Below are 13088 nucleotides of genomic sequence, written 5' to 3'. Positions count from 1 at the left end.
CGGTTTACCCAAGGGTCCTTTCTCCCCTTCCGCTCGGGAAACCGGCGGCTCGCGCGGGTTCAGGCCCCGGTCGGCCGGACACACCGGAGGCAACTTTGCGGCCGAAAGCGCGTTTCCTTGCCTTGGACTTCCCTTGGACTTCCGGAATTGAGGTGCTATCCAGCCCTTCTCCGTGCCTACCACCCGCATATGGCGGCCCTCCGGGCGGCGCGCATGCAAGCCAAGCCTCTCATTTCAGACGGATTTTCATCATGACGCAGGTCGATCACACCCGTATGGCCAACGCCATTCGTGGGCTCGCAATGGATGCGGTCGAGAAGGCGAAATCCGGCCATCCCGGGCTGCCGATGGGTGCGGCCGACGTCGCGACCGTCCTGTTTACACAGTTCCTGAAATTCGATGCGGCCGACCCCGCCTGGCCGGATCGTGACCGCTTCGTGCTTTCGGCCGGCCACGGCTCGATGCTGCTCTATTCGCTGTTGTACCTCACCGGCAGCAACAAGGACATGACGCTCGACCAGCTCAAGCACTTCCGTCAATTGGGCTCGCTGACGCCAGGACATCCTGAGAACTTCCACACCAAGGGCATCGAGACCACCACCGGCCCGCTCGGCCAGGGCATCTCGACCGCGGTCGGCATGGCGGTGGCGGAGAAGATGCTGGCCGCCGAGTTCGGCAAGAAGATCGTCAACCACCACACCTACGTGCTCGCCTCCGACGGCGACCTGATGGAAGGCGTGTCGCAGGAAGCGATCGCGCTCGCCGGCCACTGGCGGCTCAACAAAATGATCGTGCTCTATGACGACAACGGCATCTCGATCGATGGCCCGACGTCGCTTGCCGACTCCGTCGACCAGGTGAAGCGATTCAAGTCGGCGGGCTGGGCCGCTGAGCTCATCAACGGCCAGGACCAGAAAGCGATCGCGGATGCAATCACGCGCGCGCAGAAATCGAGCAAGCCAACGCTGATCGCCTGCAAGACCACGATCGGCTACGGCGCGCCGACCAAGGCGGGCACCAATAAGGTCCATGGCGAGGCGCTCGGCGCCGACGAGCTGAAAGGTGCCAAGGAAAAGCTCGGCATCTCGCTCGAACCGTTCTCGGTGCCAGATGACGTGCTGAAGGCCTGGCGTGACGCCGGCGCACGCGGCGCCGCGGAGCGCCAGGAATGGGAAGCGCGCTTCGCCGAGCTCGGCAGCCGCAAGCGCGCCGAATTCGAGCGCCGGCTGCGGCACGAGCGGCCGGCTTCACTGGCAAAGGCGCTGAAGGGGCACAAGAAGGCGCTGCTCGAAAACCCACTCAACGTTGCGACCCGCAAATCATCGGAGGCCGCGATCGAGGTGATCGCCGCCGCGATGCCGATGGAGTTTCTGGCCGGCTCGGCCGACCTCACCGGCTCCAACAACAACAAGGCGAAATCGGCGACCAACTTCTCCGCCAAGACGCCGAAGGGACGCTTCATCCACTACGGCATCCGCGAGCACGGCATGGCGGCGGCGATGAACGGCATCTTCCTGCACGGTGGCTTTGCGCCGAACGGCGCCACCTTCCTGGTGTTCACCGACTATGCACGGCCGGCGATGCGACTTGCGGCGTTGATGGGCACCGGCGTCGTCTACGTCATGACGCACGACTCGATCGGGCTCGGCGAAGACGGCCCGACACACCAGCCGGTGGAGCATCTCTCGGCGCTGCGCGCCATTCCCAACATGCGCGTGTTCCGCCCCTGCGATGCCGTCGAGGTTGCAGAATGCTGGGAGCTCGCGCTGAACCGGATCGACGGCCCGACAGTGCTGGCGCTGACGCGACAGAACCTGCCGCAGCTTCGAACCACCACGCCCGCCGATAATCCGTGCAGCCATGGTGCCTATGAGCTGGTCGCGGCCCAAGGTGACGCAAAAGTGTCATTCTTCGCGTCCGGTTCCGAGGTCGAGATCGCCGTCGACGCGCAGAAACAGCTCGCGGAACGCGGCGTCCCGTCGCGGGTGGTGTCGGTACCCTCGCTCGAATTGTTGCTGGCGCAGCCGGAAGATCGGAAAAAGGCCATCATCGGCAACGCGCCGGTCAAGATCGCGATCGAGGCGGCCGTGCGCTGGGGCTGGGATGCCGTGATCGGCCAAGACGGCGAATTCATCGGCATGCACGGTTTCGGCGCCAGCGCGCCGGCGAAGGACCTTTTCAAGCACTTCGGAATTACCGCCGAGGCCGCCGTTAACGCTGCCCTGAAGCGCGTTGGCTAGCGGTTGAGCTTATCCGCAAAAAGGACTAGGTAATCCCTCATATAGTCCGCTCTCGTCCGGCCGAACCGGGCGATCCGCCGTAACACCTCCGCTGGGCGCGCGCCAGCGGGGATGGCATCAGCTATTAGAGGAGAGAAACAGCATGGCAATCCGGGTCGCGATCAACGGGTTCGGCCGCATCGGCCGCAATGTGCTTCGAGCCATCGCCGAGTCCGGCCGCAAGGATATCGAAGTGGTGGGCATCAACGATCTCGGCCCGGTCGAGACCAACGCCCATCTGCTCCGTTTCGACTCCGTGCACGGCCGTTTCCCCGGCACCGTTACCGTCGATGGCGACTCGATCAGCGTCGGCAGCGGCAAGATCAAGGTGTCGGCCGAGCGCGATCCGTCCAAGCTGCCCTGGAAAGAACTCGGCGTCGACGTCGCGCTGGAATGCACCGGTATCTTCACGGCCAAGGACAAGGCGTCCGCGCATCTGACCGCCGGCGCCAAGCGCGTGCTGGTCTCCGCGCCGGCCGACGGCGCCGATGCCACCATCGTCTACGGCGTCAACCATGACACGCTGACCAAGGATCACCTGGTCATCTCCAACGGCTCCTGCACCACCAACTGCCTCGCTCCGGTGGCGAAGGTGCTGAACGACACCGTCGGCATCGAGACCGGCTTCATGACCACGATCCATGCCTATACCGGCGATCAGCCGACGCTGGACGCGCTGCACAAGGATCTCTACCGCGGCCGCGCGGCGGCGATGTCGATGATCCCGACCTCCACGGGCGCAGCCAAGGCGATCGGACTGGTGCTGCCCGAACTGAAAGGCAAGCTCGACGGCGTCGCGATCCGCGTGCCGACCCCGAACGTCTCGGTGGTGGACCTGAAGATCGTCGCCAAGCGCGCGACCGACGCCAAGGAAATCAACGAGGCAATGAAGCGTGCCTCGGAGCAGCAGCTCAAGGGCATCCTGGGCTACACCACCGCGCCCAACGTCTCGATCGACTTCAACCACGATCCGCATTCGTCGACTTTCCACATGGACCAGACCAAGGTGCTGAACGGCACGCTGGTGCGCGTGATGTCGTGGTACGACAACGAGTGGGGCTTCTCCAACCGCATGGCCGACACCGCGGTCGCGATCGGAAAGCTGCTGTAACTATTTGTTTGTCGTCATGCCCGGCCTTGAGCCGGGCATCCACGCCTTTGTGGATGGCCGGGACATAGGCGAGCGAAAGCGACGCCGTCCTTTGGACGGCTATGCCCGGCCATGACGGAGAAAGCCCTGCCATGAACAAATTCCGCACCCTCGACGACGTCGATGTGAAGGGCAAGCGCGTGCTGCTCCGCGTCGACCTCAACGTGCCCACGGAAAACGGCCGCGTCACCGATACTACACGGCTCGAGCGTGTCGCGCCGACGATCACCGAGCTTTCCGACAAGGGCGGCAAGGTCATCCTGCTCGCACATTTCGGCCGCCCCAAGGGACGCGATCCCAAGGAATCGCTGCAGCCGGTCGCCGAGGCGCTTTCGAAGGTGATCAAGAAGCCGGTCGCTTTCGCCGACGACTGCATCGGCGAGCCCGCGGCAAAGGCCGTGGCAGCGATGAATGACGGTGAGATCCTTTGTCTGGAGAATACCCGCTTCCACAAGGAGGAAGAGAAGAACGATCCGGCCTTCGTCGCGGAATTGGCAAACCTCGGCGACATCTGGGTCAATGACGCGTTCTCGGCGGCGCACCGCGCCCATGCCTCCACCGAAGGCCTCGGCCACAAGCTGCCGGCCTATGCCGGACGCACCATGCAGGCCGAGCTCGACGCGCTCGGCAAGGCGCTGGAAGCGCCGACCAAGCCGGTGATCGCGATCATCGGCGGCGCCAAGGTTTCCACCAAGATCGACCTCCTCGAAAATCTCGTGACCAAGGTCGATGCGCTGGTGATCGGCGGCGGCATGGCCAACACCTTCCTGCACGCGCAGGGCGTGGGCATCGGCAAGTCGCTGGCGGAGAAGGATCTCGCCGCGACGGCGCTGCGCATCCTGGACAAGGCCGCGGCCGCCAATTGCGCGATCATCCTTCCCGTCGACGCCGTCGTCGCCTTCCACTTCGCGGCCAATTCGCCGTCGCATGCCTATGGCCTGGACGCGATCCCAGCCGAGGGCATGATCCTCGACGTCGGCCCGCAATCGATCGCGCGCATCCATGCCGCGATCGACGATGCGGCGACGCTGGTGTGGAACGGCCCCCTCGGCGCCTTCGAGCTGACCCCGTTCGATCGCGGCACCATGGTGGCCGCCAAGCACGCCGCCGAACGCACCAAAGCCAAGAAGCTGATTTCGGTCGCAGGCGGCGGCGACACCGTCGCGGCGCTGAACCAGGCCGGCGTGGCGCACGATTTCACCTATGTCTCGACCGCCGGCGGCGCGTTTCTTGAATGGATGGAAGGCAAGCCGCTGCCGGGCGTCGAAGTCTTGAAGATCCGCTAATTTTATCGGAGCCGGCGCGCAGGCGCTGTCAATACAGGGAGAATCCGGATGGCTCGCATTACCTTGCGGCAACTGCTCGACCATGCGGCTGAGCACGATTACGGGGTGCCGGCCTTCAACATCAACAATATGGAGCAGGCGCTGGCGATCATGGAGGCCGCCTCGAGCGTGGACGCGCCCGTCATCATCCAGGCCTCCCGCGGCGCCCGCGCCTATGCCAATGACGTGATGCTCAAGCACATGATGGACGCCCTCACCGAGATCTACCCGCAGATCCCGGTCTGCGTGCATCTCGATCACGGCAACGAGCCCGCCACCTGCATGACCGCGATCCAGGCCGGCTTCACCTCTGTCATGATGGACGGCTCGCTGAAAGCCGACGGCAAGACGCCCGGCGACTGGGACTACAATGTCGGCGTGACCAGGACGGTCACGAACATGGCCCATCTCGGCGGCATTTCGGTTGAAGGCGAACTCGGCGTGCTCGGCTCGCTCGAGACCGGCATGGGCGACAAGGAAGACGGCCACGGCGCCGAAGGCAAGCTCTCCCACGACCAGCTCCTCACCAATCCGGACGAGGCCGTAAAGTTCGTGAAGGAGACCAAGGTCGACGCGCTCGCGATCGCGATGGGCACCTCGCACGGCGCCTACAAGTTCACCCGCAAGCCGGACGGCGACATCCTCGCCATGAAGGTGATCGAGGAGATCCACCGCAAGCTGCCGAACACGCATCTGGTGATGCACGGCTCCTCCTCGGTGCCGCAGGACCTGCAGGACATCATCAACGAGTTTGGCGGCAAGATGAAGCCGACCTGGGGCGTGCCTGTCTCCGAGATCCAGCGCGGCATCAAGAACGGCGTGCGCAAGATCAACATCGACACCGACAACCGCATGGCGATGACCGGGCAGATCCGCAAGGTGTTCAAGGAACACCCGGAAGAGTTCGACCCGCGCAAATATTTGAAGCCCGCGATGGAAGCGATGACCAAGCTGTGCAAGCAGCGGCTGCAGGAGTTCAATACCGCCGGCCAGGCCAGCAAGATCAAGAAGGTGCTGACCACGGCGGAAATGGCCAAACGCTACGCCAAGGGCGAGCTCGATCCGAAGGTGGCGTGAAGCCGCCGCTGCCGTAGCCCGGGTGAAGCGAAAGCGTAACCCGGGGCCGCTCACAATGCGGACACAGGCGTCCCGGGTTACGCGTTCCGGTCCACCCGGGCTACAAGCTCTCCGCCCTCCCCTCGGACCTGGGAGGCGGAGGGTAGTTCGATTTGTAATCGCTGTTCGATTTTAATGTTAATCCTGCTCCAGACTGCGCGACCGCCCGCCGCGGCGAACGTTTTCTAGGCAATTGCCCGATAACCGCCTATTTTGGTTTGCAAGGGCATGAAACCATCTGGAGGACGTTCCATGAATCTCGCTGACCTCAACAAGATCGCGCTTGCCATGGTCACATCAGGCAAGGGCATTTTGGCCGCCGACGAATCCTCAGGGACCATCAAGAAGCGCTTCGACGCAATCGGGGTGGAATCGACCGAGGAGAACCGTCGCGACTACCGCGAGATGCTGTTTCGCTCGACGGAGGCGATGAGCAAATATGTCTCCGGCGTCATCCTCTATGACGAGACGATCTGGCAGAACGCGAAGGACGGCACGCCGCTGGTCAAGCTGATCGAGCAGGCCGGCAGCATCCCCGGCATCAAGGTGGACGAGGGCACGCAAGCCTTGCCCGCCTGCCCCGGCGAGCTCGTGACCGTTGGCCTCGACAAGCTTGCCGAGCGGCTGAAGAAGTATTACGAGCGCGGCGCGCGCTTTGCGAAATGGCGCGCAGTCATCGACATCGGACAAGGAATTCCCACCACGACCGCGATCCATGTCAACGCGCATGCGCTGGCGCGCTACGCCGCGCTGTGCCAGGCGGCGCAGATCGTGCCGATCGTCGAGCCGGAAGTGCTGATGGACGGCGGCCACGACATCGACCGCTGCTATCAGGTGACGCGGCAGGTGCTCAACACCGTATTCCACGAACTGTTCGTGCAGCGCGTCGAACTCGAAGGCATGGTGCTGAAGCCGAACATGGTGGTATCCGGCAAGAAGAGCCCGAAGCAGGCATCGGTTCAGGAAGTTGCGGAAAAGACCATTCGCCTTCTGAAGGCCTGCGTGCCCGCGGCTGTACCGGGCATCGCCTTCCTCTCCGGCGGCCAGAGCGATGAAGAGGCGACCGCGCATCTTGACGCGATGAACCGGATCGGCGGCCTACCCTGGAAGCTCACCTTCTCCTACGGCCGCGCGCTGCAGGCGGCGCCGCAAAAGGCGTGGTCCGGCAAGGCCGAGAATGTCGCGGCCGGCCAGCGCGCCTTCACCCACCGCGCGCGCATGAACGCGCTCGCGAGCAAGGGCGAGTGGGAGACTGGCCTGGAAAAGAAGGTGGCATAATTGCCCGCAAAGCCCGTTCCGCCCCGCCCGGCGCCGCGCCTTTATCTCGCGGTGCCGGTGGTGGAGGACCCCTCTGAACTCATCGCAAGCCTGCCCACTTTGCTCGCCGCGGCCGATGTCGCAGCGGTGCTGGTGCGGCTGCGCGAGACCGACCAGCGCACGATGATCTCGCGCGTGAAAGCGCTGGTGCCGGTGATCCAGAGCGCCGGCGCCGCGCTCCTGATCGACGGCCATGTCGAGCTCGTCGCACGCGCCGGCGCCGACGGCGCGCATCTCACCGGCCTTGTCGCGCTGGAGGAGGCGCTGCCGTCGCTGAAGCCGGACCGCATCGCCGGCGTCGGCGGATTGCCGACGCGCCACGAGTCCATGGCCGCCGGCGAGCTCGGCGCCGACTACGTGCTGTTCGGCGAGCCCGATGCGCACGGACAGCGGCCCTCGACGCAGGCGATCGCCGAGCGGCTCAACTGGTGGGACGAGTTGTTCGAGCCGCCCTGCGTCGGCTACGCCACCTCGCGCGAAGAAGCTTTCGAATTTGCATCCGCCGGCGCAGACTTCGTCCTGGTCGGCGACTTCATCTTCGCCGACCAGCGCGGCGCCGGCGCGGCGCTCGCGGAGGTCAGCGCGACCATCCGGGAAGCGCATGCGAGCGCATTTGGGAAGGCAAGGGCAGGACTGACCCCGGAATGAGCCTGCTGCGTCCGATAGCCGTGGTGCTCGGCTGCGCCGTGCTGACGACGGGCGCGGCCGCGCAGATTTCGCTGACGCCGCCCGCGGCGCAGGCGCCGGCCAGCAAGCCGGTTGCGAAAAAGGAAGCGCCGAAGCCTGCGCCGAAGCCGAAGGCAGCGGCGGAAAAGAAGCAGGCCGCGCCAAAGCCGGCGCCTTCACCGACGCCATCGCCGAGCCCGACGCACCCGTTCGACGATCCCAATGTCGATCTCGTCTATGGCGCCTATCAGCGTGGCCTCTACAAGACCGCCTTCGACCTCGCCACCAACCGCGCAAACTACGCCCGCGACCCCAGGGCGATGACGATGCTGGGCGAGCTCTATGCCAACGGGCTCGGCGTCAAGCGAGATTACGGCAAGGCGATCGAATGGTATCAGCGCGCGTCCGACGGGGGCGACCGCGAGGCGATGTTCGCGCTCGCGATGATGCGGCTTGCGGGCCGCGGCGCCCCCGTGAACAAGGACGAGGCGGTCAAGCTGCTGGCGTCCTCAGCCAAGCTCGGCAATCCCAAAGCGGCCTATAATCTGGCGCTGCTCTATCTCGACGGCCAGACGCTGCCGCAGGACCTCAAGCGCTGTGCCGAATTGTTGCGAATGGCGGCCGACGCCGGCAGCCCCGAAGCGCAATATGCGCTCGCGACCTTCTACAAGGAGGGCACCGGCGTACCCAAGGATCTCGAGAAATCGGTGCGGCTGTTGCAGGCCGCCTCGCTCGCCGACAATGTCGATGCCGAGGTCGAATATGCGATCGCGCTCTACAACGGCTCCGGCACGCCGCGGAACCAGCCGGCGGCCGTGGCGCTATTGCGCAAGGCGGCCCGGCAGAACTCGCCGATCGCGCAAAACCGCCTCGCCCGCCTGCTCGCCACCGGCCAGGGCGTGCCGCAGGACAAAGTCGAGGCGTTGAAATGGCACACCGTCGCCAAGACCGCCGGCAAGGGCGATCCGGAACTGGACGAGATACTGCTGGACATGAGCCCGCAGGACCGCGCCAAGGGCGAGGAGGCCGCGCGCAAATGGCTCGGCACCGGCAAATGACGCCTTGACGGCGCCATCCCGAGAGGGCACGCAGTCGGAAATCTCCGACGGCGCTTGGGCCGTTTTCCCACCGACAAGCCCTCCATCATGCTCTATTCCGCCCTCATCAACGTCATGGTCAAGGCCGCGCGCCGCGCCGGCCGCAGCCTCAAGCGCGATCTCGGCGAGATCGAACACCTGCAGGTGTCGCTGAAGGGGCCGGCGAACTTCGTCTCGCTGGCCGACAAGCGCGCCGAGGAGATGCTCTACACCGACCTCGCCAAGGCCCGCCCGGGCTACGGCTTCATCGGCGAGGAAGGCGGCACCCGCGAGGGCACCGACAAGAGCCATAGCTGGATCGTCGATCCGCTCGACGGCACCACCAACTTCCTGCACGGCATCCCGCAATTCGCGATCTCGATCGGGCTGGCGCGCGAGGGCACGGTGATTGCGGGGGTGATCTACAACCCCGCCAACGACGAGCTCTACATCGCCGAGCGCGGCAAGGGCGCCTTCCTCAACGACCAGCGCCTGCGCGTCGCCGGCCGCCGAAGGCTCGACGAATGCGTGGTCGCCTGCGGCTTGCCCCATATCGGCCGCGGCGACCATGGACTGGCGCTGAAAGAGATGGCCGTGCTGCAGAACAAGGTCGCCGGCTTCCGCCGCTTCGGCGCCGCCTCGCTCGACCTCGCCTTCGTCGCCGCCGGCCGCCTCGACGGCTATTGGGAACGCAACCTGCAGCCCTGGGATATCGCGGCCGGGCAGATCATGGTGCGCGAAGCTGGCGGCACCGTGAGCGGGATCGAGGGCAATGACGATCCGTTGCAAACCGGACACGTGGTCTGCGGTAACGAATTCGTGCACGGCGAACTGGTGAAGATTTTGAAGCCGCTGGGATAGCAGGTGCCTCTGCTCGCTGTCATCATCCGCGAAGGCGGATAATCCAGTAACCCGCGGCGCCAGTGATGCGTCATCTCCGGCCCAAGTGGGTACTGGATGCCCCGCCTGCGCGGGGCATGACGGCTCTGAGCGATTGCGCTTATGGCTTCTGGGGAGCCGGCGCCGGCGGCGCGTGCGGCTCCGGCACCGGGGCCTGCTTCGGCTCGCGGTCGCCGGCCAGCACGCGTTGCACGCTGACGAAGAACACCGGGACCATCAACAGCGCCAGGATCACGACCGCGATCATGCCGCCCATGACGACGGTGCCGAGCGCCTGCTGGCTGGCACCACCGGCACCGGAGGCGATCGCCATCGGGAACACGCCGAACACGAAGGCGAGGCCGGTCATCAGGATCGGGCGGAAACGCAGCGAACAGGCTTCGACGGTCGCCTCGATCAGCGGCTTGCCATGGGCCCGCAAATCCTTGGCGAATTCGATGATCAGGATGGCATCCTTGGCGGCGAGGCCGATGATGGTGATCAGGCCGACGGTGAAATAGACGTCATTGGCCAGGCCGCGCATGCTCGCGGCGATCACCGCGCCGGTGACGCCGAGCGGTATGGTCAGGAGCACCGCGATCGGAATCGTCCAGCTCTCATACAGCGCGGCGAGCAGGAGGAACACCACCAGCACCGACAAGGCCAAGAGGAACGGCGCCTGCGAGCCCGACAGCTTCTCCTGCAGCGACTGTCCGGTCCACTCATAGCCGAAGCCGCGCGGCAATCTGTTCGCGAGCCGCTCCATCTCGTTCAGGGCATCGCCGGAGGTGTAGCCGGGGCGCGCCTCGCCGGAGATGCGCACGGCGGGATAATAATTGAAACCCGCGATCTGGGTCGGTCCCTTCTGCCATTCGATCGTGGCGAACGACGAGAACGGCACGAGCTGCCCGCGGTTGTTCTTGACGTTGTAGTTGAGGATGTCATCCGCATTCATGCGGGTGAACTTGTCCGCCTGCACCACGACGCGCTGCATGCGGCCGCGGTTCGGGAAATCGTTGATGTAGTTCGAGCCGAGATTGGTCGAAATCGTGGCGTTGATGTCCTCGAAGGTGACGCCGAAGGCTCCGGCCTTTTCGCGGTCGATCACCAGATTGACCTGCGGCGCCGGCGGCAGGCCTTCGATATAGACCTTCTGCAGCACGGGGCTGGCATTGGCTTCCGCGATCAGGCGGTCGGCGGCGGCGATGAGCTGGACGTAACCCTTCTGGCCACGGTCCTGCAGGCGGAACGAGAAGCCTGAGGAGTTGCCGAGGTTGTCGATCGGCGGCGGCTGCAGCGCCGAGATCTTGGCGTCGCGGATCGATGAAAGGTCGCGATTGATGTCGGCGACGATCGCGGCCGCCGAATCTTTCGGCCCGCGCTCCGACCAGTCCTTCAGCGTGATGAAGGCCTGCGCGGTGTTAAAGCCCTGGCCGAGGAAGCTGAAGCCGGTGAGGAACGTGACGTTCTCGATGGCCGAGCGCGCCAGGAGATATTTCTCGACCTTCTCGATCGCGGCCTCGGTGCGGGCGAAGGAGGAATCCGACGGCGTCTGCACGTCGGTGGTGATGAAGCCCTGGTCGTCGACCGGCAGAAAGCCGCCGGGCAGTCGCACGAAGCCCCAGCCCAACCCGACCAGAAGCGCCACATAGATCAGCATCAGCCGCCCGGTACGCTTCAGCGTCCCGCGAACCGTGCGGGTATAGCCGTCGCGGGTGACATCGAGCGTGCGGTTGAACCAGCCGAACACGCCCTTGCGGGAATGGCCATGGCCTGCGGTCACCGGCTTGAGCAATGTCGCGCACAGCGCCGGCGTCAGCGACAGGGCCAGCAGCGCCGAGAACGCGATGGCGGCGACCATGGTGACCGAGAACTGGCGATAGATGATGCCGACCGATCCCGGGAAGAACGCCATCGGGATGAACACGGCAACCAGCACCAGCGTGATGCCGATGATGGCGCCGGTGATCTGCGACATCGCCTTGCGGGTCGCCTCCTTCGGCGGCAAGCCTTCCTCGGCCATGATGCGCTCGACGTTCTCGACCACGACGATGGCGTCGTCGACGAGGATGCCGACCGCGAGCACCATGCCGAACATGGTCAGCATGTTGATGGAATAGCCGAGCATCATCAGCGTGGCGCAGGCCCCAAGCAGCGCGACCGGCACGACGATGGTCGGAATGATGGTGTAGCGGATGTTCTGCAGGAACAGGAACATCACGACGAAGACCAGCACCACGGCTTCGACCAGCGTCGTCAGCACCTTCTCGATCGCGGCCTCGACCACGGGCGTGATGTTGTAGGGGATCTCGTAGGAGATGTTGGCCGGGAAGAAGCGCGACAGCTCCTTCATCTTGGCTTCCACCGCGCTCGCGGTCGCCAGCGCGTTGCCGCTCGGCGACAGCAGCACCGAGAGGCCCGCCGTCGGCTTGCCGTTGAGGCGTGTCTGGAACTGATAGCTGAGGCCGCCGATCTCCAGCCGCGCGACGTCGCGCAGGCGCACGGTCGAACCATCAGGATTAGCGCGCAGGATGATGGCGCCGAACTCGTCCGGCGAGGAGAGCTGGCCCTTCACCAGAACCAGCGCTGAAACCCGTTGCGAGTCCGTCGCCGGCTCGGCACCGATGCTGCCCGAGGCGACCTGCGCGTTCTGCGCTGATATCGCCTTGTTGACGTCATCGGCGGTCAAGCCATAACCGACCAGCTTTGCCGGATCGAGCCAGATGCGCAAGGAGCGCTCGGTCGAATAGAGCGTGGCGCGGCCGACGCCGGGAATGCGGCGGATTTCGCCGAGCACGTTGCGGATCATGAAATCGCCGAGACCGATTTCATCAAGGCTGCCGTCGGTCGAATTCAGCGTGATGATCTGCAGCACCGCGCTGGAGGCTTCCTCGACCAGGATGCCCTGCTGGATCACGGCGCGCGGCAGGCGCGCCTCGATGCGCTTGAGGCGGTTCTGTACCTCGACGGAGGCCTGGCTGGTTTCGGTGCCCGGGACGAAATTGGCGATGATCTCGACCTGGCCGAGCGAGTCGCTGGTGGATTCGAAATTCAGGATGCCGGAGGCGCCGTTCAGCTCCTCCTCGATCAGCCGGGTGACGCTGTTATAGAGATTTTCCGGTGAGGCGCCGGGATAGCTGGTCGAGATTGAGATCGAGGGCGGCGCGATGATCGGATATTGCGCGATCGCCAGCAGCGGAATCGAGATCGCGCCGATCAGGCAGATGAAGAGCGCGACGACCCAGGCGAAGATCGGCCTGTCGATGAAAAAGCTCGCCAT

The 13088-nt window shown here is 65.0% G+C and carries 9 protein-coding genes; 8 read left to right on the top strand and 1 reads right to left on the bottom strand.

Annotated features, from left to right (window positions below; translation table 11 throughout):
• The first annotated feature begins 251 nt into the window (after positions 1-251).
• The 8 genes from tkt (at position 252) to OZ411_RS07615 (ending at position 9790) form a co-directional block, all read left to right on the top strand.
• Positions 252-2240, top strand: a complete 1989-nt coding sequence (gene tkt / locus OZ411_RS07650; protein ID WP_282527444.1) for a transketolase — start codon at positions 252-254, stop codon at positions 2238-2240.
• Positions 2241-2382: 142 nt separating this feature from the next.
• Complete coding sequence (gene gap, locus OZ411_RS07645) at positions 2383-3390, top strand: type I glyceraldehyde-3-phosphate dehydrogenase (RefSeq protein ID WP_282527443.1); 1008 nt, start codon at positions 2383-2385, stop codon at positions 3388-3390.
• Between the two features lie 131 nt (positions 3391-3521).
• Positions 3522-4715 (top strand): phosphoglycerate kinase, encoded by a 1194-nt coding sequence (locus OZ411_RS07640; protein WP_282527442.1) that lies wholly within the window; start codon positions 3522-3524, stop codon positions 4713-4715.
• 48 nt (positions 4716-4763) lie between these two features.
• Positions 4764-5831 (top strand): class II fructose-bisphosphate aldolase, encoded by a 1068-nt coding sequence (gene fba / locus OZ411_RS07635; protein WP_282527441.1) that lies wholly within the window; start codon positions 4764-4766, stop codon positions 5829-5831.
• A 291-nt stretch (positions 5832-6122) separates the two neighbouring features.
• Entirely contained in the window at positions 6123-7148 is a 1026-nt protein-coding gene (locus OZ411_RS07630) for a class I fructose-bisphosphate aldolase (RefSeq protein ID WP_282527440.1), read from the top strand.
• Positions 7149-7835 carry a thiamine phosphate synthase gene (locus OZ411_RS07625; protein ID WP_282527439.1) on the top strand — a complete coding sequence of 229 codons (687 nt, stop codon included), beginning with the start codon at positions 7149-7151 and terminating at the stop codon, positions 7833-7835.
• A complete protein-coding gene (locus OZ411_RS07620) occupies positions 7832-8911 on the top strand; it encodes a tetratricopeptide repeat protein (RefSeq protein ID WP_282527438.1) in 1080 nt (359 codons plus the stop codon). Before OZ411_RS07625 ends, OZ411_RS07620 begins: the two co-directional genes overlap by 4 nt.
• 87 nt (positions 8912-8998) lie before the next feature.
• Positions 8999-9790, top strand: a complete 792-nt coding sequence (locus OZ411_RS07615; RefSeq protein WP_130579010.1) for an inositol monophosphatase family protein — start codon at positions 8999-9001, stop codon at positions 9788-9790.
• A 139-nt stretch (positions 9791-9929) separates the two neighbouring features.
• On the opposite strand, the gene OZ411_RS07610 is transcribed toward OZ411_RS07615, so the two are convergent.
• Positions 9930-13088 (bottom strand): multidrug efflux RND transporter permease subunit, encoded by a 3159-nt coding sequence (locus OZ411_RS07610; protein WP_282527437.1) that lies wholly within the window; start codon positions 13086-13088, stop codon positions 9930-9932.

The organism is Bradyrhizobium sp. Arg237L (assembly GCF_029990105.1).
Lineage (GTDB): Bacteria > Pseudomonadota > Alphaproteobacteria > Rhizobiales > Xanthobacteraceae > Bradyrhizobium.
This window is presented reverse-complemented; position numbering and strand designations above follow the sequence as displayed.

Excerpts from the sequence above, each read along its gene's own strand:
- tkt (WP_282527444.1), top strand. The coding sequence starts at position 252 with ATGACGCAGGTCGATCACACCCGTATGGCCAACGCCATTCGTGGGCTC.
- gap (WP_282527443.1), top strand. The coding sequence starts at position 2,383 with ATGGCAATCCGGGTCGCGATCAACGGGTTCGGCCGCATCGGCCGCAAT.
- OZ411_RS07640 (WP_282527442.1), top strand. The coding sequence starts at position 3,522 with ATGAACAAATTCCGCACCCTCGACGACGTCGATGTGAAGGGCAAGCGC.
- fba (WP_282527441.1), top strand. The coding sequence starts at position 4,764 with ATGGCTCGCATTACCTTGCGGCAACTGCTCGACCATGCGGCTGAGCAC.
- OZ411_RS07630 (WP_282527440.1), top strand. The coding sequence starts at position 6,123 with ATGAATCTCGCTGACCTCAACAAGATCGCGCTTGCCATGGTCACATCA.
- OZ411_RS07620 (WP_282527438.1), top strand. The coding sequence starts at position 7,832 with ATGAGCCTGCTGCGTCCGATAGCCGTGGTGCTCGGCTGCGCCGTGCTG.
- OZ411_RS07615 (WP_130579010.1), top strand. The coding sequence starts at position 8,999 with ATGCTCTATTCCGCCCTCATCAACGTCATGGTCAAGGCCGCGCGCCGC.
- OZ411_RS07610 (WP_282527437.1), bottom strand. The coding sequence starts at position 13,088 with ATGGCGAGCTTTTTCATCGACAGGCCGATCTTCGCCTGGGTCGTCGCG.